This is a genomic window from Limnohabitans sp. Rim47 (assembly GCF_001517545.1).
Lineage (GTDB): Bacteria > Pseudomonadota > Gammaproteobacteria > Burkholderiales > Burkholderiaceae_C > Limnohabitans_A.
The window spans coordinates 497,520-517,834 of the sequence record NZ_FBYA01000001.1 but is presented as its reverse complement, the minus strand read 5'-3'; the positions used below and the strand labels follow the sequence as shown (position 1 = coordinate 517,834).

The 20,315-nt window shown below is 58.9% G+C and carries 23 protein-coding genes; 9 read left to right on the top strand and 14 right to left on the bottom strand.

Annotation, left to right across the window (positions count from 1 at the left end; all coding sequences use genetic code 11):
• Window positions 1-171: 171 nt before the first annotated feature.
• Together BN3544_RS02325 and BN3544_RS02320 are read right to left on the bottom strand one after the other, a co-directional pair.
• On the bottom strand, window positions 172-1,341 hold the full coding sequence (locus BN3544_RS02325) for a HupE/UreJ family protein (RefSeq protein ID WP_019428558.1): 1,170 nt from the start codon (window positions 1,339-1,341) through the stop codon (window positions 172-174).
• Window positions 1,338-2,591 (bottom strand): tetratricopeptide repeat protein, encoded by a 1,254-nt coding sequence (locus BN3544_RS02320; RefSeq protein WP_019428557.1) that lies wholly within the window; start codon window positions 2,589-2,591, stop codon window positions 1,338-1,340. Before BN3544_RS02320 ends, BN3544_RS02325 begins: the two co-directional genes overlap by 4 nt.
• Before the next feature lie 116 nt (window positions 2,592-2,707).
• On the opposite strand from BN3544_RS02320, the gene BN3544_RS14230 reads away from it, so the two are divergent.
• Window positions 2,708-2,848 (top strand): hypothetical protein, encoded by a 141-nt coding sequence (locus BN3544_RS14230; RefSeq protein WP_155820306.1) that lies wholly within the window; start codon window positions 2,708-2,710, stop codon window positions 2,846-2,848.
• Between the two features lie 55 nt (window positions 2,849-2,903).
• On the top strand, window positions 2,904-3,539 hold the full coding sequence (locus tag BN3544_RS02315) for a flavin reductase family protein (RefSeq protein WP_019428555.1): 636 nt from the start codon (window positions 2,904-2,906) through the stop codon (window positions 3,537-3,539).
• 11 nt (window positions 3,540-3,550) lie between these two features.
• Here the strand turns inward: BN3544_RS02315 and BN3544_RS02310 are convergent, their stop codons facing one another.
• The 6 genes from BN3544_RS02310 to BN3544_RS02285 all read right to left on the bottom strand — a co-directional run bounded on the left by BN3544_RS02310 (window position 3,551) and on the right by BN3544_RS02285 (window position 7,923).
• Window positions 3,551-3,910, bottom strand: coding sequence for a hypothetical protein (locus tag BN3544_RS02310; RefSeq protein ID WP_019428554.1), 360 nt, complete (start codon window positions 3,908-3,910; stop codon window positions 3,551-3,553).
• A 5-nt stretch (window positions 3,911-3,915) separates the two neighbouring features.
• Window positions 3,916-4,284, bottom strand: coding sequence for a glutaredoxin domain-containing protein (locus BN3544_RS02305; protein WP_019428553.1), 369 nt, complete (start codon window positions 4,282-4,284; stop codon window positions 3,916-3,918).
• A gap of 56 nt (window positions 4,285-4,340) precedes the next feature.
• Entirely contained in the window at window positions 4,341-4,928 is a 588-nt protein-coding gene (locus BN3544_RS02300; protein ID WP_019428552.1) for a restriction endonuclease, read from the bottom strand.
• Between the two features lie 177 nt (window positions 4,929-5,105).
• Window positions 5,106-6,086 carry a Bug family tripartite tricarboxylate transporter substrate binding protein gene (locus tag BN3544_RS02295; protein WP_019428551.1) on the bottom strand — a complete coding sequence of 327 codons (981 nt, stop codon included), beginning with the start codon at window positions 6,084-6,086 and terminating at the stop codon, window positions 5,106-5,108.
• Window positions 6,087-6,123: 37 nt separating this feature from the next.
• On the bottom strand, window positions 6,124-6,951 hold the full coding sequence (locus BN3544_RS02290) for a beta-keto acid cleavage family enzyme (RefSeq protein WP_019428550.1): 828 nt from the start codon (window positions 6,949-6,951) through the stop codon (window positions 6,124-6,126).
• Between the two features lie 18 nt (window positions 6,952-6,969).
• The gene (locus BN3544_RS02285; protein ID WP_026036401.1) at window positions 6,970-7,923 is read right to left on the bottom strand and encodes a 3-hydroxyacyl-CoA dehydrogenase family protein; all 954 of its coding nucleotides are present in this window, start codon (window positions 7,921-7,923) and stop codon (window positions 6,970-6,972) included.
• 89 nt (window positions 7,924-8,012) lie between these two features.
• Between BN3544_RS02285 and BN3544_RS02280 the strand changes: the two genes are divergently transcribed.
• From BN3544_RS02280 to BN3544_RS14055, 3 genes are read left to right on the top strand one after another with little or no spacing between them, the layout of a single operon-like run.
• A complete protein-coding gene (locus BN3544_RS02280; RefSeq protein WP_019428548.1) occupies window positions 8,013-8,957 on the top strand; it encodes a LysR family transcriptional regulator in 945 nt (314 codons plus the stop codon).
• A gap of 50 nt (window positions 8,958-9,007) precedes the next feature.
• A complete protein-coding gene (locus tag BN3544_RS02275; protein WP_019428547.1) occupies window positions 9,008-9,379 on the top strand; it encodes a hypothetical protein in 372 nt (123 codons plus the stop codon).
• A 1-nt stretch (window position 9,380) separates the two neighbouring features.
• Window positions 9,381-9,722 carry a TIGR03643 family protein gene (locus tag BN3544_RS14055; RefSeq protein WP_019428546.1) on the top strand — a complete coding sequence of 114 codons (342 nt, stop codon included), beginning with the start codon at window positions 9,381-9,383 and terminating at the stop codon, window positions 9,720-9,722.
• Between the two features lie 47 nt (window positions 9,723-9,769).
• Here BN3544_RS14055 and BN3544_RS02265 read toward each other — a convergent pair whose 3' ends face one another.
• From BN3544_RS02265 to BN3544_RS02245, 5 genes are read right to left on the bottom strand one after another with little or no spacing between them, the layout of a single operon-like run.
• On the bottom strand, window positions 9,770-10,537 hold the full coding sequence (locus BN3544_RS02265; RefSeq protein ID WP_019428545.1) for an SDR family NAD(P)-dependent oxidoreductase: 768 nt from the start codon (window positions 10,535-10,537) through the stop codon (window positions 9,770-9,772).
• Complete coding sequence (locus BN3544_RS02260) at window positions 10,534-11,922, bottom strand: MmgE/PrpD family protein (protein ID WP_026036399.1); 1,389 nt, start codon at window positions 11,920-11,922, stop codon at window positions 10,534-10,536. Before BN3544_RS02260 ends, BN3544_RS02265 begins: the two co-directional genes overlap by 4 nt.
• Window positions 11,919-13,400 carry a tripartite tricarboxylate transporter permease gene (locus BN3544_RS02255; protein ID WP_019428543.1) on the bottom strand — a complete coding sequence of 494 codons (1,482 nt, stop codon included), beginning with the start codon at window positions 13,398-13,400 and terminating at the stop codon, window positions 11,919-11,921. Before BN3544_RS02255 ends, BN3544_RS02260 begins: the two co-directional genes overlap by 4 nt.
• Before the next feature lie 3 nt (window positions 13,401-13,403).
• Complete coding sequence (locus BN3544_RS02250) at window positions 13,404-13,910, bottom strand: tripartite tricarboxylate transporter TctB family protein (RefSeq protein ID WP_019428542.1); 507 nt, start codon at window positions 13,908-13,910, stop codon at window positions 13,404-13,406.
• Entirely contained in the window at window positions 13,907-14,866 is a 960-nt protein-coding gene (locus tag BN3544_RS02245; protein WP_019428541.1) for a tripartite tricarboxylate transporter substrate binding protein, read from the bottom strand. Before BN3544_RS02245 ends, BN3544_RS02250 begins: the two co-directional genes overlap by 4 nt.
• A gap of 261 nt (window positions 14,867-15,127) precedes the next feature.
• Here BN3544_RS02245 and BN3544_RS02240 point away from each other — a divergent pair, with 261 nt between their 5' ends.
• From BN3544_RS02240 to BN3544_RS02225, 4 genes are read left to right on the top strand one after another with little or no spacing between them, the layout of a single operon-like run.
• Window positions 15,128-15,835 carry a GntR family transcriptional regulator gene (locus BN3544_RS02240; RefSeq protein WP_019428540.1) on the top strand — a complete coding sequence of 236 codons (708 nt, stop codon included), beginning with the start codon at window positions 15,128-15,130 and terminating at the stop codon, window positions 15,833-15,835.
• Window positions 15,832-16,803 carry a Bug family tripartite tricarboxylate transporter substrate binding protein gene (locus BN3544_RS02235; protein ID WP_019428539.1) on the top strand — a complete coding sequence of 324 codons (972 nt, stop codon included), beginning with the start codon at window positions 15,832-15,834 and terminating at the stop codon, window positions 16,801-16,803. The genes BN3544_RS02240 and BN3544_RS02235 overlap by 4 nt, the downstream gene beginning before the upstream one ends.
• 5 nt (window positions 16,804-16,808) lie before the next feature.
• Window positions 16,809-18,188 (top strand): MmgE/PrpD family protein, encoded by a 1,380-nt coding sequence (locus tag BN3544_RS02230; protein ID WP_019428538.1) that lies wholly within the window; start codon window positions 16,809-16,811, stop codon window positions 18,186-18,188.
• Window positions 18,185-19,180 carry a D-2-hydroxyacid dehydrogenase family protein gene (locus BN3544_RS02225; protein WP_019428537.1) on the top strand — a complete coding sequence of 332 codons (996 nt, stop codon included), beginning with the start codon at window positions 18,185-18,187 and terminating at the stop codon, window positions 19,178-19,180. Before BN3544_RS02230 ends, BN3544_RS02225 begins: the two co-directional genes overlap by 4 nt.
• A 12-nt stretch (window positions 19,181-19,192) precedes the next feature.
• Here the strand turns inward: BN3544_RS02225 and BN3544_RS02220 are convergent, their stop codons facing one another.
• Window positions 19,193-20,299, bottom strand: coding sequence for a stealth family protein (locus tag BN3544_RS02220; protein ID WP_019428536.1), 1,107 nt, complete (start codon window positions 20,297-20,299; stop codon window positions 19,193-19,195).
• Between the last annotated feature and the right edge of the window lie 16 nt (window positions 20,300-20,315).

The window sequence follows — 20,315 nt, the reverse complement described above, 5'->3', positions numbered from 1 at the left end:
CACATCCCGCCAAGCTAACAGGCATGCGGCTTGAACGACTTGTTCAAGGACTTATCCACAGCTTTGGGCACGGGGTTTGGGGATAGCGATGCCATATGGGTCAAGGGCTGCAAGCTATGAGGCTGCAGCTTGCAGCGGCTTGCGCCCCCCCCCACCGCAGGCCGCTGCAGGTCATCCGCCGAGCCACCCGATGCGCTGCAGGGTCCAGAACACACCCAGCACGACAATCACAACTGACCCGCCCGTCACCACCCCCCAGCGGTAAAAACGGGTTCGGCGCAGCGCCCAGGCCAGGGGCAAAAACACGCCCACAATGGCCAGTTGCCCCAGTTCCACACCGATGTTGAAGCCGCCCAACGCGGCCAGCAGCGAACTGGTGGGCAAGCCCAGGTCGAGCAGCACGCTTGCAAAGCCAAAGCCATGCACCAGACCAAACACCAAGGCCAGCCGCCAGCGCTGAAGGGCACTGAAACCCAGCAGGTTGTTCAGCGCTGCCAGCACCACCGACAAGGCAATGGCCGGCTCCACCAAATCGGCAGGTGGCGTGAGCCAGCCGGTGATGGTCAAACCCAGCGTGATGGAGTGCGCCACGGTGAAGGCGGTGACGACCGCGAGCACGTCCAGCACCACGGGCCGGGCCTGCTTGGCCGCTTGCCAGTGCACCACCCTTTGGCGTGAAGACTGCAAGGGGGCCAGCACCAACAGACTGAGCAAGAAGGCGATGTGGTCAATGCCGATCCAGATGTGCCACACGCCTTCGATGACATAGCGCCCAAACACCCGCCAGGCACTGCTGTCGGCCGCGCTGACCTGAACTTCGGGACGCTCGGGGCTGAGCAAGGCACTGCTTTGGTTGCCGGGCAAATCCACTTTCAGCAAGCCCCGGTGCAGGTTGTCTTGCGCAAAGATCAGGTCATATCGCAGCGCCAGGCTGGCCTGGGCCACATCCGTCAGTCCCATGCAAACGGGTGTCCACAGCGCACTCAGGTACATGCCGTCGGCATGGTGGCTGGCTTGCAGATCGGCATCGCCCAAGGTGCAGCCCTGGCCCGATGCGCTCAAGGCGATGCCCTGCCCCAGCCAGGTTTTCAGCTCGGCGCTGCGCGCTTGGGTCTCGCCCCAAGTGACCTGGCCATCCCGGTCATGGTCGAGGTCAAAAATCAGGTCGACATCACGCAGGTGAATGTCGGCACGCAAGCTCAGCAGCCCGTCAGGCGCAGTGAGCGAGAGGTAGCTGTTGCTGCTGGAATGGGCCACAGCAGCCGGGGCCCAACACAAGGTCATGAGCAGCAACGCCGCGCACAAGCCACGCCAACCCAAGAGCCCTGTGCGGGCGATCATGAGCGACCGCCTGTCCAGCTCGGGTGCGATTGGAGTTGCTGCATCAGCGGACCCAGTTGCGGGTCGGTGTAGCCTGTTTTTTTAGCCCAGGCCAGCACGGGCTCGGCGGCTCGGGCCTGGCCCAGTGCAAGCGCAGCCTGCACAAACAAAACCGCATCAGGCGGTTCTTTTTGCAGCCGCCAGTTCTCGATGGACAAGGCGAGGCCTGTCGCCACATCCTGACCGTAGGCAATCTGGTGAATCAATTTGGGGCGCTCAATCAACGACTCCTGTCGCAGGGCTTGCGACTGCAAACGCGCCGTCATCTGGCTGGCCAACCGGGCCTCATCCGGGTCTTTCAGGCCCCGGCTGGCCAGCAGGGCCTGCATGAGCAGCGCATCGGTCAGGCTGCCGATGTCGGCCTTGTACAAGGCGGTGGATTTGGCCTGTGCATATTGGCCTTGCTGGTTGAACAGCTCAGCCAGCGAAAGCCGGATCAGATGCGACTGCGGGCTGGCTTTGAGCCGTTGTCCCCACAGAGTGATAGCCTGCGCGGGCTGGCCGGCCACGCGGTGTGCCTCGCCAAGATGAAAACCCAGCCAGTCTTGCGAAGACGCGTCCTGGTTGTCGGGTGATCGCATCGCCCGGGTCAGCATCTGAACGGCAGGCAGCGGCTGACCGGTACGGTAAAGCAACACGGCGCGGTACACATCGGCCTCTTGCGCCCCGAACAGCCGAGCCATCTCATCGGTGTCTTGTCGGGCAGACGCCATGTCCGCGAGCAACAGGTGCAGGGCAAAGCGCCAGGACCAAAATTCGGCACGCCGGGGTTCGAGCGCAATGGCGCGGTCGATGTCCTGCAAGCCGACATCGAAAGCGTGAAAGCCTTGCTTGATCAGGCCCCGCAAAAAATACCCGTCGGCCGGCAAATCAGCGGCCGTCCACCACGGCGACAGCGCCGCCTTGGCCGAACCGAACCAGCGCAAATCGCCTTCGGTCAGGCCCAGGGTAAACACGGCTCGGGCATAGGGCAGTGCGGCATTCAATTCTTGGGGTTGGGCCCGCCAAGCCAGATCAAGGGAGCGCAAGGCCGCCTGACGTCCGCCCTGAGCGTGCACCGAAGAAGACAAAACAACCGCAGACGCGGCGGGCAAAAACCGCTCTTGCGCTGCGACAGGCGAAGCCGCCGCCAGAACACCCAGACCGCAGGCGATACCGAGGAAAAAGATGGCCGGCGTGTGTAATTTTTCGGGCGTCTGACTTTTGTCCATGTTCGACGTGTGCCTTTGATGCTTGATAGGATGTAATGGTGTTGGTTCAAACCGATACGACATTCTGGCCTCTTTTATCAACCTCATTCCCTGAAGGTGTTTCTATGAAAATCGTGATGACCGCTCTCGTTTCCGCTTTCATGTTGGTGTCCATGCCTTCCTTCGCTGGCAGCCATGGCGGTGGCAAGATGGACGACAAAAAAGTCGACTGCTCCAAAAAAGAAAACGAAACCAATTCAGCCTGCGTCAAGAAGTGATCCTTCTTGCACTCTGAGCCCAACCCCTCTTGAGGGGTTTTTTTACACCTCGACCATGATGCACTTTTACGAACCCCATCTAGGCCACGGCCTCAAGCACGATCCGTTCAACGCCATCGTTGGCCCCCGCCCTATTGGTTGGGTGTCGAGCCACAGCGCCAGTGGCGTTCTGAACCTGGCCCCGTACAGCTTTTTCAGTGCCTTCAATTACGTGCCGCCCGTGATCGGATTTTCGAGCATCGGGCGCAAAGATTCGCTGAACAACATCGAGGCCACGGGCGAGTTTGTCTGGAACTTGGTCACACGAGATTTGGCCGAGGTGATGAACCAGACCTGCGAGGCGGTGCCGCCCGAGGTGAGCGAGTTTGATCTGGCGGGCCTGACGCCCGAGGCTTCACGGGTGGTGGGCGTGCCGCGTGTGGCGCAAAGCCCGGTGAGCTTTGAGTGCCGCTGCACACAGATCTTGCAACTGCAAGACCTGCAAGGCCAGAAAATCGATACTTGGATGGTGTTTGGACAGGTGGTGGGCGTCCACATTGACCAGCGCTTGCTCAAGGCCGGGGTTTATGACACGGCCAATGCAGGGCATATTTTGCGCGGGGGTGGTGCGGCGGATTACTTCAGCATCGGGCCAGAGCAGCTGTTCAAGATGGTCCGCCCCGAAAGCGGTGCACGCGACCTGCCCAAGTGAAACGCCATGGGCTAAGACGGCTGGTCTTCGCGGGCTTCGATCTGCAGGCGCTGCACCACAGCGCCCCGAGTACCCGCCACAGCGCGGATGCGCAGAGACGGACCTGCTTCGAGCACGACACGGCAGTGGTAGTCCAGCCCATCGGTCTGGCCCGGACAGCTGCTGGCGATGCGCCGATGCCATTGCCGCTTGCCGTCAACCTCCAAAGTCAGCGCATGCCACGCCTCTGATTTGTCCTCTGGCACACGCACCAGCAGGCTGACATCGATGTCAAAGGTGCGTGCGCGCTTCAATGCACCCGGAATATGGAGCACGGCCACTGCATCGCCAACCTCTGTGCGCCACAACTCGGGCTTTTCAGGGGACGCCATCGCGCTCAGGCTTGCAACAAGGTCTTGAGTTCGCCGCTGTCGATCAGGCGGCGCAGATCATCGGCCCCGCCGACCAAGGTGCCCCGAACAAAAACCATCGGAAACGTTGGCCAGCCCGTCCACATCTTCAGGGCATTGCGCAAACGCCACTGCGAGAAGTAACTGCCAAACTCGATGTATTCGTGCGCCACACCGGCTGCGGCCAGCGCTTTGCGCGCTTTACCCACAAACGGGTTACCCGACAACCCCACCACCACCACGGGGTGCAGTCCGATGGCCGTTTGCACCTGTTGTATGACGGACAAGTGGTGTTCGGCAATGCGTTGGCGGACAGCAGGATGGATGGCCGATTCGCCAAGAAGAGGTCGAGTCATGAAATTCCTTGAAAACCAAAAAGAGAGCGCCAAGGCGCAAGCGGGCTGCCCGAGCTTCAGGGCTTGAGGGCTTTGGCTCCGTCGTGCAGGAGTTGTGCGATGTTGGCAGGCCCCAGCAGTTGCATGGGGCTTTGCTGGGCCAAATCGATCGCGGCTTGGCTGAAGGTGCCCAGACTCATGCAGGTGCACGAAAAAGCATCCCGACTTTCTCGGGCGGCCAGCAGTTCGCGCAGGTGCTCGGCACCCACGGTGGCAGCTTTCCAGCGCTTGGCGCTGACCAAAGTGACACGGCCATTTTTTTCGATCTGAAAATCAGCCGGGCTATCGGTCAGGCGAGCGACCACAAAGCCCTGTTGACGCAACGCTTCTTCCACCCGCACTGAAAAATCACGCCACCCCATGCCTCTGGCCTGCTCAAGCAGTTCCTGGATGCGGCTCGCCGATATGGCGTTTCTTTGCCGCCACGCGGCCATGACACCGATCACCAAAAACGGAAACGCCCCCAGCATGCCCGCTGTTTTGTAGGCCTCGGGCAGCAAAGCCCCGGCCACCAAAGCCACGGCCAGCATCACCAAAAAACTCACCCACCAAGGGGCTCGCAACAAAGCCGCAAACAGCGACTTCTCGGACATTTTGAATTTCATGGGCAATCAAAAAAAGAAGGAAGCCCGAGGTCAATCGGGCAGGTTCAACGCGCTGCTTTGCACAAAGGCTCGCCAGTGTAGCGGCTGCCGCTGTGGCTGGTTGAAAAAGCCTTTCCCGCATCCCCTCGGGGGCCAGCCGAACACTCGGCCCAGCCAATCCCGCCTCAGCCCGTCCGGTCAGTCCAGCGTCACGCCCGCGTTCTTGACGATCAGTCCCAAACGGGTGCTGTCTTTGCGAATGAGGTCGGCAAATTGCTGAGGCGTTCCGCCCACCACGGGCGTGCCGATCGCTTCCCACTTTTTCTTGAACTCGGCATCGTTGAAGATTGCGTTCATGGTGGCGTTGAGCTTTTGAACAATCGGCGCTGGCGTGCCTGCACGCACTGCGACCCCATGCCAGGCGGTGAACTCATAACCGGCAATGCCGGCCTCAACCATCGTGGGGACGTTGGGCAAAGACGCATGGCGCTTAGCCGAAGTGACCGCCAAAGGCTGCAGGCGGCCACCCTGAATGTGCGGCAAGCTGCTGCCCAACACATCAAACATGACCTGCACCTGTCCACCCAACAAGTCATTGAGCGCCGGGCCTGCGCCACGATAAGGAATGTGGGCAATCTTCACGCCCATTTGGGTGTTGAATATTTCGCCCGCCAGATGCTGAGGTGTGCCGTTGCCGGCCGAAGCAAACGAGAGCTTGCTGTCGGACTTTTGGGCCAAAGCCACCAGTTCCTTGACCGTTTTAACGCCCAAAGACGGGTGAACTTCGAGCACCAATGGGAAAGACGAGATCTGAATCACGGGCGTCAGATCGGTCAAGGGCTCGAAGGGCATGTTGCGAAACAGCGAAGGGTTGACGGCCATAGGACCACTGGCCGCCAACAACAAAGTGTAGCCATCTGCTGGCGCTTGTTTGGCCACCTCAGCGCTGCCCAAGTTGCCGCCAGCGCCGCCTTTGTTGTCGACCACCACCGTGACGCCCAAGCGCGAGCTCAATTCGCTTTGCAACATGCGGGCCATCAAATCGGTGGGACCACCCGGTGGGTAAGGCACCACAAAGCGGATGGTCTTGCTTGGGTAATTGTCTTGTGCCAGGGCAGGCAAGGTAATGGCGCTTAAAAGTGCTACGGACAGTGCCGTGACAAAGGTGCTGCGTTTCATGGGGTGGTCTCCGGTTGGTTTAAATTGTTTGAATGGTTTAACAGGCAAAAAAAGCTTCACGTGCTTGTTGAGCGGTGCAGAGGCTGCGGCCCAACACGCGTGCAGAGTCGGCCACCTGGCGCACCAAGGCTGCATTGTCGGGGGCAATTTCCCCATTTTTGAGCAACAGATTGTTCTCAAAGCCCACACGCGCATGCCCACCCAGCGCGACCGCAGTGGTGGCACAGGCGTGTTCTCCCGCGCCAAAGGCGCACATCGACCACGGCTCGCGACCTGTGTGGGCCAGCACAAAAGGCAGCAGGTCTTTGGGCTCTGAGGTTTGGCCGACCGAATAGCGGCCAAGTACAAACAAGAGCGACCAAGGCGCATCGGGAATCACGCCTTGCGCACGCAGGGCTTGCCAACGTTGCAGGTCGGTCACGTCATAAACGATGACCTGGGTCATCACGCGTTCTTGGGCCAGCCAGCCAAAAAATCGGGACAAACCGGCTTCGCCGATCTCGGGTTGGTCCACCTCGCGCAGGCCCACCGAGACGGCTTCGGGCTTGAGCGCGGTGACCATGGCGATTTGCTCGGGGGCTTGGTACACACGGGCCGCTTCGCTGGTGACCTGGATGATCAACTCATCGCCAACCGCCGCTTTGACTGCCTGTTGCGCATCACGGTAACCCTGCACGTCCAGGCTGTGGCGGCCTTGCGCATCACGGATGTGCATGTGCACCATCGCCGCACCGGCATCGAGGCAGTGTTTGGCCGTCTGACCCAACTCGGCAGGCGTCATGGGCAGAGCAGCATGGTCAGTTCGCTGCTTGTAAGCGCCGTTGGGCGCCACAGTAATCAACAAGGGATCTGAAAAAACAGCCATGTAAATACCTTTGAAAGATCAATCTTGGGGGTTAAGAGTGGGCAGTTCGGAGGCCAACAAGTCCAGCCCCTGGCGCAGCAAGCGGTCGTAGCGCTCGCGCTCGGCCTTTTGGGTTTCGGGGGTCCAGCTGTAAAAGCCCTGACCGGTCTTCATGCCCAAGTCGCCCCGGGCCGCACGTTCTTGCAGCACGCGGGCAGGTTCGACATTGACCGCCAAACTAGGGTACATGCTGGCCGCAGCAGCGGTGTGCACTTCGAGGCCTGCATGGTCGCGCTGCATGACCGGGCCTGCGGCCAAAAATCGGAACCCAAAACCAAAGCGCACCGCCGCGTCCACGTCTTCGGGCGAGGCCACGCCTTCATCGATCAGGGCAAAGGCCTCACGCGCGAGAGCATGCTGCATGCGGTTGGCCAAAAAGCCGGGTTTATCCTTGCGGACCAGCACTGGCACGCTGCCGCAGCCGCGCATGAAGCCACACAGCTGCTCGGCTTCTGACACGTCAGACTGCAACCCCAGCACCACCTCAACCAAGGGCACCAAATGCGCGGGCATAAAAAAGTGCAATCCCAACATGCGCTGGCCCGTCGGCAAGCCCTCGGCGATGGCGCTGATCGGAAAGCTAGAACTGTTGCTGCACAGCAAGGTTTCTGGGGGCGCCAGTTGCGCCAGCTGTGCAAACAGCGCTTGTTTGAGCGACAGTTTTTCGGGAATGCATTCGATGAGCAGGCTCACGCCAGGCCATGCGATGTCGGCCAAATCGGCCACAGCCTGCACGCGCTCGATTCGGTGTGCCATGCCCAAGGGGGTTAGGTTGTGGCGCACATGGCTTGCCAGCGCTTGCCGCTTGGCGGCGTCAGGTTCGACCACCGTGACCTGACTGCCACCACGGGCCAGCACGATGGCCACGTCCATGCCCATGGTGCCGCCACCGACGACCACGGTACGGGCTTTATACGGGTCTGCAGAAATCATGTTGAATGCCACTTACAGGATGAGATGGGTGCAGTCTAAAAAGGCCCTATTGGCCCGTCCAGCCGTTTTTTCCCATAAACTGATCTTCAATGAAGATCAATTCCACTGCCCAACTGCAATCCAACGCACAACTGAACTGGACGCCACGCGACCTGGACATCTTTTTGGTGCTGGCCGAAACCGGCAGTTTCAGACGAACGGCCGCGCAAGTGCATTTGTCGCAATCGGCCGTGTCAGGGGTCATCGTTCGACTTGAAGAAGCCCTGGTCACGCGCTTGTTTGACCGCACCACCCGCAGCGTGCACCTGACCGAAGCGGGTCAAGTGTTTGTAGAGCAAGCCAAGCTGCTCAGCGCCCAAACTCTAGAGGCCGTGCAACGGGTGCAGCACATCACTCAAATCCAATCGGGCAAAGTGAGCCTGGCCGCCCTGCCCTCTTTGGCGGCCACGTTGGTGCCTCGGGTCATGGCGCGTTTTGCAGCGCAATACCCACAGATTGCGCTGCAACTGCACGACACCTTGTCTGGCCCCGCTTTTGACATGGTGCGATCTGGCACGGTGGATTTGGCGCTGACGGCCGCCAACCCCGACTACCCCGATCTGGACTACACGCCGTTGTCGGCCGATGGCTTTGTGTTAATCATGCCCTTGGGACACCGCTTGGCGAAAGCCCAAAGCCCCTTGAGCTGGTTGACCGTGGCCGAGTTGACCCACATTTCAATGCCTCTGCCCGCCAGCGTGCGTCAATACGCCAACGCCGCATTCATCTCGCACAGCATCGCCTTTCAGCCGCGTTACGAAGTCGAACACATCGCCACCATCCACGCCATGGTCAAGGCTGGCCTGGGCGTGGCGGCCCTGCCCGAATTGGCTGCGGCCTTTGTGCAGCAAGGCGGCGTGGTCTCTCGCCGCTTGACGGGGCCGGACATCCAGCGCCCCATCGGCGTGGTCACCCGACGCCACCGCAGTCTGTCACCTGCAGCAGAAGAAATGGTGCGCATGCTACGGCAAGAGACCACCGCTTTACTGCGGTGAGACGGCGCAAACACAGCAAGCGACAAAGGGCTCATACCGTGGCGAAATCCTTGAACTGGCTCCAAAAATTACCGGGCTTTACCCGCTCAGCCCCCGGCCTGGAATGGTCGCTTTGGAAAAAGCTGCCCTGGATTGGGCTGTTGGGCACGGCCTTGCCCATGGCGTTGGTCGGCATGGCTTACCTGTGGGCACCTGATCCACCCACCCCGGCATCTGAGCGCGAACTGAGCCAGTGGCTTTACATTGCCATCGGTGTGCTTTTACTGCATTGGATTTTGATGCTGACAACAAGCATCGGTTGTGTGATCGTGATGCTGATGAAGGGTCCGGCTTTTGTGGCCGATGGTTTTGAGGTGCAGCACAGCGACCACCCCGGCAGCCCGCCCTTACCAACGGTTGAAAAACCACAAGGCACAAACTGACATGAACACACGCGTTTGCGATGTTTTGAGTGCTGCCGACGTGTCCGGCATCATCGCCATGGCTTGGTCCGACAACACGCCGTTTGAGGCCATTGAGCAGCAGTTTGGTTTGAGCGAAGCAGCGGTCATTGCGTTGATGCGTGACCAGCTGAAAACCCGCTCGTTCAGGGTCTGGCGTATCCGGGTGCGCGGGCGGCAGGCCAAGCACTCTGGCCGTAACAAGATGGACTTGCAGTCGCACATGCCCCCATCTAACGCCACGGTGCAGTCATTGGCACTGGATGATTCTCAAGAGGACTTTCCTGTGACAAGCTTTTCGCTCAACCAAGCATCACTGCGGTGAAGATGCGGTGAAAGCGCAACACCGCGGCTCCGGCAAAAAACCCTGCCTCAAGATCCCAAGTAAGTACCCCCGTTGACATGCAGCACTTGGCCTGTCACAAAACGGGCTTGTGGGCTGGCCAGCCAGGCCACCGAGTCCGCCACCTCTTCGGCCGTCCCGCGTCTGCCCAGCAAGGGCGTGTGCTTTTTGTGGTGCTGAGGCTGGGCTGAAACACTGCTGCCGTGTCGCACGGTGTCGATCATGCCGGGTGACACGCAATTAACCGTCACTTGATGAGCAGCAAGGTCATGGGCCAAAGCACGGGTCAAGCCCACCAGCCCAGCTTTGGCTGTGACCACATGCACACGGTTTTCGGCCCCCGTGTGCGCAGTCAGCCCACCGATGTTCACGACGGCACCGTCTGGTGCATTTTGTAAGTGTGGCAAGGCCGCTTGGGTGCAGTGAAAGGCGCCGTCCAAAACCACGGCCAAGGTGCTGCGCCAATCTGCACTGCTCATGTCGGCCAAGCTGGCTTCTTTGCGAATGGCTGCGTTGTTCACCAACACATCGATACGCCCGAAGCGCGCCACTATTTGGGCCACCATGAGCTGCACCGCACGGGCATCGGTGACATCGGCCACACACAACAGTGCCGGAACGCCCAATGCGGACAGCTCATCGACCACCGCTTGCCCTTCGGCTACGGAGCTGCGCACGTTGACGGCAACAGCCAACCCATCCCGAGCCAAGGCCAAAGCAATGGCGCGACCAATGTTGCGACCTGCACCCGTGACCAAGGCAACGCGGCGGGTTTCAGTTTGCGTGTGGGCGCTCATTGCGCCCCCGAGGCAGCCAAGGCTGAGAAAGACAAGGAACCGCCCAACAAGGCCGCATTGACCGTGTCCAAAAGTGCCTGCGTTTGCGCAGCGTCCAAACCACCGTGACTGCAGTTGGCTCGGAATTTTTGTTCCAGATCGGCATCACTCAAAGGGTGGGCTGCACCGCCTTTGAAGAAGGCTTGACGCTCTTCCAGCACTCGGCCGTCTTTAAGATGCACGCGCACATGCCCTGTGAATTGATGGGGATAAGGATTGGTCGGGTCCACGACGTAGCGAACTTTGGACGCGAGCGAGCGCAAATCATCGCGCTGAACCGTGGCCTCGGTGTAGGCCGACAAGCCCGCATCGTCCAGCAATAACCCTGCCGCAATGGCATAAGGAATGCTGAACTTGGCCGCATAAGCGTTGGGCGGCGACGCCTTGAGCGCTAGAGGCTCCCACAAGCGATGCACGATGCCCTCTGCGGTTTCACACTCGATACTTTGAATCTGATCAGCCGTCACGCTCTGCCTGCGCAATGCGCGCGCGCAGTCGATGTAAGGATGCGCCATGGTGCCGCAAGCGTAGGGCTTGAAGGCAATTGTGGTCCAGACCCAACGCTCGCCGAAACCATCTAGCATGGCTTCAAAGTCACCGTCCAAGGTGTTGGCAAAACCATGGAACAAACCATGCGTGCCCTCAAATACAGTGGCAGGCCCCACAAATCCGGCTTGCGCCAAGCGCACCGCCCGGTAAGCTGACTGGGCTGCCCACCCCGGATGCATGCGCTTTGTCCAGGAGCCGTCGGCCAAATATTCGATGATGCCTGCAGCCATGCTGCCGGCCAAACCAAACGCGTTGACCATTTGAGCTTCGGTCAGTTTCATGGCAGTCCCCATGCCCGCCACGGCGCCGATGACCCCAAAAATAGCCGTCGGATGGAACCCCGCTTTGTGCACACGGGTAGGCGCCACAGCACACAGGCGACAGGTGACCTCTACACCCATGGCGATACCGCGCAAAAGCGCATCGCCATGAAGTGCGTGACGCTGCGCGACCGCCAACAAAGCTGGCACGATGACCGCACCAGCATGAACCGGGCCCCCTTCGTAGGTGTCGTCAAAGTCTTCACCGTGGGCGGCGATGCCATTGACAAAAGCAGCGGCTTCGACCCCGTAACCCTGCGTAAAACCAAACACAGAGCAAGGTCCGGGCTGCTCGACTGCAGCCAATGCAGCCCGTACATAGTTTTCATGGCGTGCCGCCATGCAAATGCCGGCCACATCCATCAACAAACGCCGGGCCACGGGCAACGCCAAGGGATCTGATTCGGGCTTGGACAAGGCCATGGCATTGGCCAGTCTTGTGGCAACTGATGGACCAGAAAGGCTTGCTTGACTCATTTCTTCGACTTTCTCTCAGTGAATTCTTTGATGCCGGTGTAAAGCGCCAAGACCAAAGACAAGGCCAACAAACCAGCAGAAACCCAGTCCGTCATAAAGATACTGTGATCTCCCCCCGAAATCAGCAAACTTCTGCGGTAATTGGACTCGACCATATAGCCCAGCACCAATCCCAAAACCATGGGCAACACAGGGATGCGCAACAAACGCATGCCATAACCCAAGACGCCGACAAACAGGGTCATGGCGATGTCAAAAACACTTTGGTGCAGCGCGTAAACACCGGTCATGACCAAGGCCAAAATGCCAGCAATCAGGTAAGGCTTGGGACGGTTCACCAGCCAAATACAAGGATTGAGAATGACCAAACCAATCAAGAGCATCGCGATGTTGGCGACGAACAAACCCCCATACAGGCCATAAACCACATCTGGGGCTTTGGTGAACAACATGGGGCCTGGCTGCAAACCATGGATGAGAAAGCCTCCCATCAAAATGGCGGCCGAATTGGAGCCCGGAATGCCCAAACTGAGCAAAGGCACCAGCGCCGTGGCAGTCACCACGTTGTTGGCGGCCTCGGGTGCCGCCACCCCCTCAGGCGAGCCATGACCATACTCTTCGGGATGATTGGACCAGCGCTTGCTTTCTGAATAAGCCATAAAGGCAGCCACCGTTCCACCCGCGCCTGGGGTCACCCCCTCAAACGTACCCACAGCAGCGCCAATGGCCTGAGGCCTGAACAAGCGCTTGGTCATGGCCCAATCGGGCAATTTCAAACGAGACGTAATTTTGTCGGCCTTGGCCCATGCAGGCTCACCAATTTGCACCAACATTTCAGTGACAGCAAACAAGCCGACCATGATGATGATGGGTTTCACACCGTCCAGCAGATCAGAAGAACCAAAAGTGAAACGAGATACCCCAGAGACGGGATCACTGCCGATGAAGGCGATCATCAGACCCAAGCAAGCGGCAATCAAGCCCTTGAGCAAGGTGCCGCCAGACAAGCTGGCAATGACAGAAAGCCCCAAAATACCCAAAGAAAAATAAGCAGCGGGTGTGAAAGCCAGTGCCACTTTGGCCAGACTTTCGGTAGCAAGCACCAAGACCACCAGTCCAAAGAGCCCGCCCACCAAGCCAGACATCAGTGAAATGCCAAGCGCCTCGCCCGCTCTGCCTTGCTTGGCCATTTCATAACCATCAATGACCGTGGCCGATGCGGAATTGGTGCCTGGCGTGCGAATCAAAATAGCGGGGATAGAACCGCCGTATTCAGCACCAACATAAACGCTGGCCAACAAAACAATCGCAATGGTAGGCGACATACCGACGGTGAACGGCAGCAACAAAGCCATGGCAATCGAAGGAGAGATGCCAGGCAATGCGCCCCCCAAAATGCCCCACAAGACACCCGCAAATGCCGCTGCGATAACCCAAACCCAGGCAAAACCACTGAGAGAATGCAATAAAGCGTCCATAAATTAACCTGCAAGAAATGCGGCCCAGATGCCCGTTGGCATTTTGACTTTGAGCGCGTAGTCAAACAAAAACCAAAGCAATGGGCCTGTGAGCAAAACAAAACCCAACAGCACTTTGGATTCACGTCCACCCGCGAACCAAGCCACTGCAGCCGAAAGCAGACCAATGGACACCACGTAACCAAGCCAAGGCAGCAGGATCAAATAAGTGGCCAAAATCAAGAGCAAACCCAAGGCCAATCGGTGCGGATTTTGGGGCACCTCATCATCGGCAGTTTCATCTGGATCCGACAGCAAAGCGGGTGACTGCTTTTGCTTGAACGCTTTGATCAGCAACAACGCCGAAGCCAGCGCCATCAAAGCACCAATCGATACCGGAACGCCTGAGGCCCCGACCTCGTCAGCCAACAAACTGTCCTCAATGCCACTGGCAAATCGAATGTAAGCCAAGGAAAAAACCAAGCCCACTGTGCCAGTGATCAGGTTGGAATGGCGCTCACTGATGCTCATTTCAGCAGCCCCAACTCTTTGAACGAAGCCACAGTTTCAGCAGCGACTTCTGCCGTGAATTTGCGTGCAGCCTCACGGCCTAGCAGCATGGGCGTGAGGTTCTCGCGTGTGTACTCGGCTTTGTATGCGGGTAACTCCATGACCTTGCGGGCAGCATCTTCCCAGGCCTTGGCCACACTGTCTGGCACGCCCTTGGGGCCAGCCAGTCCACGAAATTTACGCACCACCACGTTGAAGCCTTGTTCTTTGGCCGTTGGCAACTGGGGCAAACCTTGCAAGCGGGTTTCGGACAAAGTGGCCAACAAGCGGATCTTCCCGGCTTCAAGCTGACCTTGCAATTCCTGCATTTCGCCAATGCCCAAGTCATAGGTGCCATTGAGCACACCGATCATTTGGTCTGCGCCGCCTTCATGGCTGACGATAGGAACTTTCACGCCCGCTGCGCGCGAAAGACGCTCCATGGCGATGCGCTCCAAAGAGGCCGGATTGGACGCGCCCCAGCGGGATTTGCCTGGATTGGATTTGGCAAAAGCGATCACATCAGCCAGTGTCTTGTGCGGCGAATCTGCGCGGGTGTAAATCAACTCGGGGTCCAAAAAAACGATCAGCATGGGGTCCAAACCGTCATAGCCGACGGGGGGCTTGGACAGCAAAGTGGTTTGTATGTAGGTGGGCGTAGTCCCGTAAAAAATAGAACCGTCTGGAGCCCCTTTAGCAACGGCCGCCACAGCAGTAGCGCCACTGCCACCGCGAATGTTTTCCACCGAGAAACTGGTCTTCATCACCCCACTCAACTGCTTGGAAAAGTCACGCAAAAAAACGTCGGTCCCGCCTCCAGGGCTGGAGTGGGTGACCAATGAAACACGCGAAACGGGGTAAGGCGCTGGTTGGGCGTGAGTCAAGCTGCTGACCGCCAAGAAAACACTGAGGCCGGTGAAAAAATGTTTGATTTTCATGTCGTGTCTCCAAAATGAATTTGATCCGTTCAAGACATTCTTTGATGCCCTTTCTTCTTCTCTCATTTTTATCGTATACGAAAATGCAGACCTGTCAACATTGCTAAAAACCCGAATAGCTTGCCTTCGCGCTCTCGAAATACACATGGCACGATCTGAGATCGGCCGTCGCGATAGGGAATTCCCGATGACACACAAACAGGTGTTTCGTATACGATAAAACCATTCGCATCTGACAAGACCTTTTTTTCAAACCATCGCATGCTCCCCTGGCTTTCAGAAAACCCGGCTGTTCAGCCGCATGACGCGCACACCACTTCTTTGGCAAAGCTGGTACGCGATGACGTGTTGGCTGGCATTCTCAATGGCAGCTTGACGCCGGGCCAACGCATCAACGAGCCCGATGTGGCCGCACGGCTGAATGTTTCTCGCGTCCCCGTTCGAGAAGCACTGAGAGAACTCGAAAGCTCTGGCGTGGTGATTTCACGCAAACACTCTGGTGTGTTTGTTCGCCAATTGGGCATGGTCGAAGTGCGAGACCTGTACCAACTGCGGGCCCTGCTGGATGGTTTTGCCGGACGCACCGCCGCGCAGTTGCCCAAAAAAGAGCGAGACGGCTTGGTCAAGTTTTTGGTCAACAGCACCAGCAGCATGAAAGAGGCTCTGAAATGCAGCGATGCCAACCGTTATTACGCTGAAAACTTGCGTTTTCACTGGGCCATCGTGGAGGCCGCTGGCAATTTGCAAATGACCGAAATCTACCGAGGCATCGTGCAAAAACTCCACATTTCGCGCCTGAAAAATCTTTCCGGCAACAGCGGCAGAAAGGCATCAATTGCCGAGCACCAAACCATTGTTCGGTCTTTGCGGCAAGGCGACTATGCGCAGACCGAGTTACTGATGGCGCGCCACGTCAACGACGCTTTTGTTCGACTCGAAGAAACATCCCAATTGGAGACCACCCCATGAAACGCCGCAACCTGCTTCAAGCTGCCTCGGCCTTGAGCCTGCTTCCTGCTTTGGCCCACGGGCAAGCGGCTTATCCCAACAAGCCGATCCGCTACATTGTGCCGGTCGTGGCCGGTGGTGGCAGTGACATGGTGGGCCGCACCGTCACCGAGCGTTGGGGCGCTTTGCTCAAACAATCTTTCATTGTGGACAACCAAGCGGGGGGTGGCGGCGTCATCGCCTGCCAAGCGGCCGCCCGCGCGGCCCCCGATGGCTACACCCTGCTGCAAGGCTATGTCGCCACCCATGGCACCAGCCCTGCGACACGCAAAGTGCCGTATGACCCGATCAAGGATCACACCCCCATCGGCATGATCGGCGCCACCCCCAATGTGTTGGTGGTCAACGCCTCACTGCCTGTGCGCAATCTGCAAGAATTTGTGGCTTATGTCAAAGCCAACCCCGGACGTCTGAGCTATGGCTCTGCGGGTCAAGGCTCGTTGACCCACTTGACCATGGAACTGTTCAAGCAACAAATCAACTCCTTCATGGTGCACATTCCCTACCGAGGCGTGGCATTGGCCTTCACCGACCTGATGGGTGGCCAGACCCAGGCCATGTTTCCCGGCTTGGCGGCAGCCGTTCCCCACATGAAATCGGGTCGTGTGCGTGCACTGGCGGTCACAGGCCCCAAACGCCACCCCCAATACAAAGACATCCCCACGCTCGACGAATCTGGGTTCAAGGGCTTTGACGCTCAGCAGTGGTACGGCGTGGTCGGACCTGCCGGCATGCCCGCGCCCATCGTCAAGCAACTCAACGACACCTTGGCCACGGTGCTCAAAAGCCCAGACTTGCGCGACAAACTCTCGGTTGAAGCCATCGAGCCCATTACCATGTCACCCGAAGAATTCGGCACCTTCATCAAGGCCGAAATTGGTCGCTGGTCCACCATCGCCAAAGCCCGCAACATCCAACTCGACAACTGAACACCATGGCACGCAATACCCAAGTCACCGCTGACCACAACGCCCCTGCAGTCACCCAAATTTTGGCCAAATTTGTGGCCACACACCCCTCCAAGGGCTGGAGCGACGAGGTCGATTTAGAAGCACACCGCACCTTCATGAACTGGCTCGGGTGTGCCGTGGGCGCTACCGGCCACGAGGCGGCAGATGCCGCGCTGGCCGCCGTGCAAGTGCTGCAACCCGCTGCGCAAGCCAGCGTACTGGGCCGCGCCACCAAGGTGGACATGGCCAGCGCTGCATTGCTCAACGGCATCACATCGCACACTTTTGATTTTGACGACACCCACCTCAAAACCATCATCCATCCAGCAGGACCTGTGGCCTCGGCCATTTTGGCTTTGGCCGAACACCAGAATTACAGTGGCCGCGAAGTGATCGACGCGCTGGTCATCGGCATCGACGTGGCTTGCCGTGTGGGCAACGCCATGTACCCCGACCACTACGACCGGGGCTGGCACATCACCGGTTCCACGGGCACCTTGGGTGCAGCCGCTGCCTGCGCACGCCTGCTCAAACTGAATGAACAGCAAACCGCCATGGCTTTGGGCATCGCGGCTTCGCAGCCCATCGGCATGCGCGAGCAGTTCGGCACCATGACCAAACCCTTCCACCCTGGTGCAGCGGCGCGTGCAGGCCTGATGTCGGCACTCATGGCTCAGCAAGGTTTCACGGCCAGCCCCAAAGCGCTTGAAGCGCCGCGCGGCATGATGCAAACCGTTTCAATCAAGAACGACTGGCGTGAAATCACGCACGAGTTAGGTGAGCGTTTTGAAATTTCGTTCAACAGCTACAAGCCCTTTGCCTGCGGCATCGTGATTCACCCCAGCATCGACGCTTGCGCCCAATTGCGTGCCAAGGGCGTGCGCCCAGAACAAGTGCAACGCATTGACCTGCGCGTGCACTCCTTGGTGCTGGAACTCACTGGCAAAAAAGAACCTGTCGATGGACTGCAAGCCAAATTCAGCGTCTACCACGGTTGCGCTGCGGGCTTGACCTTTGGTTTCGCCGCCGAAGAAGAGTTCTCTGACCACATCGTGACCCGCGACGACATGGTGGCCTTGCGACGCAAAGTGGTGGCAACCGTTGACGACTCCATCGACGAAGCAAGCGCCGATGTGACGGCCACCTTGACCGATGGCAGCAAAGTGCACGTGTTTGTGGAGCACGCCATCGGCTCGCTGCAAAACCCCATGACACAAGCACTGCTCGAGGGCAAGTTCCACGGGCTGAGCGATCCGGTTTTGGGACAAGAACAAACCACTGCGCTGATCAACGCCTGCTGGGCGATTGGCAACGCGGCGAATGTGCAGTCCATCGTCCAATTGGCTACGCCCAAAGCCCCATGACCACAACGGCCTGCACGCATTCAACACAGCGCCCACGCATTGCTTTGCTGGGGGATAGCGAGCAGGCCCTTCGCCGTTTGGGTGACTGGCAGACCGTCGATGCGGCAGCTGACGTGACCGTGCACCCTTACCCCTTGAAGGGTCCTGCGCTGGTGCAGGCCATTCAAGACGCTGACGTGGTGGTCCTGGTACGCGATCGCACGCCCTTTTCAGCGGAGCTGCTGGCCCAACTGCCCCGCCTGAAATACCTGATTTTCACAGGCACCCGCAACACCACACTCGATCTGGAAGCCCTGTCAGCACGCCAAATTCCTGTCAGCCACACCGAGTGGGGGCCCTCCAAAGACAGCACCTGCGAAATGACATGGGCCTTGATTTTGGCGGCCCGTCGGCAACTGCTGGCGCAAGCAGCTGTTTTGCGTGCGGGCCAATGGCGCAGCACTCGCCCCGAACCACTGGCACACGTACTGAAAGGCCAAACACTGGGCTTGGTGGGACTGGGCGAAATTGGCGCGCGGGTGGCCAAAATTGGTTTGGCCTTTGGCATGAATGTGCTGACCTGGAGCCCCAACATGACACCTGAACGTGCCGCTGTGCACGGCGTGCAGTCGGTGGGTCTGGATCATTTGCTGCAAGCATCGCATGTGGTCAGCCTCCACTTGGTTCCGTCTGAGAAGACCCGGCACCTGCTGAACGCGGAGCGCCTGGCCCAAATGCGGCCCGACTGCCTGCTGGTCAACACATCACGTTCTGCACTGATCGACAGCGAAGCTTTGGTGCAGGCACTGAAGCAAGGCCGTCCCGGCTTGGCCGCATTGGACGTGTTTGACACTGAGCCTTTACCCGCAAATTCACCTCTGCGCGACCTGCCCAACGCGCTGCTGACGCCCCACCTGGGCTTTGTGGCCGAACCGGTCTTCCAGCGTTTTGCCGATGGCGTGATCGCTCATCTGCAAACTTGGCTGAACGCACGCGCATCCGCCCACATTTAAGTTCATTCGCGCTCAGGCCCTTTTTTGAACCACAAGTGCCTTGGCCGCATCAAGCGGATGGCACTTTTGCAAATGCCCTTGCACATGCATTTGCGGCGCTGTTGCAGTCTCGCTGACTGACGCGTTTTCAAACCCCGAAGGCACAGGCAACATGCCCTGCAGCACCGTCAGTACATTCTGCAAACGCGGGTCATTGGTGTGTGCATCGTCGGTGGTGTCGTTGATGCAAAAGAAATCTAGGGCACCGAACTCGGCCACCAAGGCTTGCAATTGCGCGTTTTGATCGGCTTCGCCCGTAGAAACATAACGGTGGCGGTAGGGCCGGATGCTGGCCACGCCATGCGCCAAAGCCCAGCGCAACACAAAGTCTGACACGATGGTGGGCTTGTCCCAGCTGCGAAACACGGTCGAGCGCACAGCGGCAAACAACTCGGGCGCGGTGTCCTCCAGCTCCAGCAAAATCGACTTCAGCATGGGCCGAGGCGAATGCGCAAAGGTGCGGAAGGTGCTTTGGTACAAAGGGTCTTGCTCGCGCAGCGCAGCTGCCCCCAAGCGGGCTTTGTCGGTGAGCCACTGGATGGACAGGCGACACGCATTTTCGAGCGAAGTGGCGTCCATGCGCATGGCTTCGTCGGTGACTTCGGGGTCGTCGGACCACGTCACATGAAAGCCCCCGGGGCGGAACCAGTCGGCCACCGTCACCGGGGCACCAAAGAACACATCGTCGTTGAGGTAGAAGTAGCGCTCGGACAAATCGGGGATGTGGTGAATCCAGGACTCGATGTGCCCAGAATCAAAAGTGGGCAAAGACGCCTCGGGCATCAGGTCGCGGTGGTCGACCAAGGTCAGTCGGTCCGATGAGCGCAGCCAGTCGGGGGCCTGGGCGTCGGTGACGATGTACACATGCCCATGATGGGGGAAGAACTTTTCCAACGCACGCAGGCTGTAACGCAACTCGTGGTTGTCCCGAAAACGCCCTTCCACATTGCTGTAGCGGGCCATGGCGGCGCTGGAATCGCTGGGGAGTTGCTGCAGGGCCGCTTGGCGTTTAGCGCGCCAGTTCGAATCGTTCCCGTCAACCCACAAGTAAACGATGTCGATGGGCGAATCGTGGGGCATGTCTGCGTTGGATTTT

What these genes read in the sequence shown, in the direction of transcription:
- BN3544_RS02325 (WP_019428558.1), bottom strand. Translation starts at nt 1,341, where the DNA reads ATGATCGCCCGCACAGGGCTCTTGGGTTGGCGTGGCTTGTGCGCGGCG.
- BN3544_RS02320 (WP_019428557.1), bottom strand. Translation starts at nt 2,591, where the DNA reads ATGGACAAAAGTCAGACGCCCGAAAAATTACACACGCCGGCCATCTTT.
- BN3544_RS14230 (WP_155820306.1), top strand. Translation starts at nt 2,708, where the DNA reads ATGACCGCTCTCGTTTCCGCTTTCATGTTGGTGTCCATGCCTTCCTTC.
- BN3544_RS02315 (WP_019428555.1), top strand. Translation starts at nt 2,904, where the DNA reads ATGATGCACTTTTACGAACCCCATCTAGGCCACGGCCTCAAGCACGAT.
- BN3544_RS02310 (WP_019428554.1), bottom strand. Translation starts at nt 3,910, where the DNA reads ATGGCGTCCCCTGAAAAGCCCGAGTTGTGGCGCACAGAGGTTGGCGAT.
- BN3544_RS02305 (WP_019428553.1), bottom strand. Translation starts at nt 4,284, where the DNA reads ATGACTCGACCTCTTCTTGGCGAATCGGCCATCCATCCTGCTGTCCGC.
- BN3544_RS02300 (WP_019428552.1), bottom strand. Translation starts at nt 4,928, where the DNA reads ATGAAATTCAAAATGTCCGAGAAGTCGCTGTTTGCGGCTTTGTTGCGA.
- BN3544_RS02295 (WP_019428551.1), bottom strand. Translation starts at nt 6,086, where the DNA reads ATGAAACGCAGCACCTTTGTCACGGCACTGTCCGTAGCACTTTTAAGC.
- BN3544_RS02290 (WP_019428550.1), bottom strand. Translation starts at nt 6,951, where the DNA reads ATGGCTGTTTTTTCAGATCCCTTGTTGATTACTGTGGCGCCCAACGGC.
- BN3544_RS02285 (WP_026036401.1), bottom strand. Translation starts at nt 7,923, where the DNA reads ATGATTTCTGCAGACCCGTATAAAGCCCGTACCGTGGTCGTCGGTGGC.
- BN3544_RS02280 (WP_019428548.1), top strand. Translation starts at nt 8,013, where the DNA reads ATGAAGATCAATTCCACTGCCCAACTGCAATCCAACGCACAACTGAAC.
- BN3544_RS14055 (WP_019428546.1), top strand. Translation starts at nt 9,381, where the DNA reads ATGAACACACGCGTTTGCGATGTTTTGAGTGCTGCCGACGTGTCCGGC.
- BN3544_RS02265 (WP_019428545.1), bottom strand. Translation starts at nt 10,537, where the DNA reads ATGAGCGCCCACACGCAAACTGAAACCCGCCGCGTTGCCTTGGTCACG.
- BN3544_RS02260 (WP_026036399.1), bottom strand. Translation starts at nt 11,922, where the DNA reads ATGAGTCAAGCAAGCCTTTCTGGTCCATCAGTTGCCACAAGACTGGCC.
- BN3544_RS02255 (WP_019428543.1), bottom strand. Translation starts at nt 13,400, where the DNA reads ATGGACGCTTTATTGCATTCTCTCAGTGGTTTTGCCTGGGTTTGGGTT.
- BN3544_RS02250 (WP_019428542.1), bottom strand. Translation starts at nt 13,910, where the DNA reads ATGAGCATCAGTGAGCGCCATTCCAACCTGATCACTGGCACAGTGGGC.
- BN3544_RS02245 (WP_019428541.1), bottom strand. Translation starts at nt 14,866, where the DNA reads ATGAAAATCAAACATTTTTTCACCGGCCTCAGTGTTTTCTTGGCGGTC.
- BN3544_RS02240 (WP_019428540.1), top strand. Translation starts at nt 15,128, where the DNA reads ATGCTCCCCTGGCTTTCAGAAAACCCGGCTGTTCAGCCGCATGACGCG.
- BN3544_RS02235 (WP_019428539.1), top strand. Translation starts at nt 15,832, where the DNA reads ATGAAACGCCGCAACCTGCTTCAAGCTGCCTCGGCCTTGAGCCTGCTT.
- BN3544_RS02230 (WP_019428538.1), top strand. Translation starts at nt 16,809, where the DNA reads ATGGCACGCAATACCCAAGTCACCGCTGACCACAACGCCCCTGCAGTC.
- BN3544_RS02225 (WP_019428537.1), top strand. Translation starts at nt 18,185, where the DNA reads ATGACCACAACGGCCTGCACGCATTCAACACAGCGCCCACGCATTGCT.
- BN3544_RS02220 (WP_019428536.1), bottom strand. Translation starts at nt 20,299, where the DNA reads ATGCCCCACGATTCGCCCATCGACATCGTTTACTTGTGGGTTGACGGG.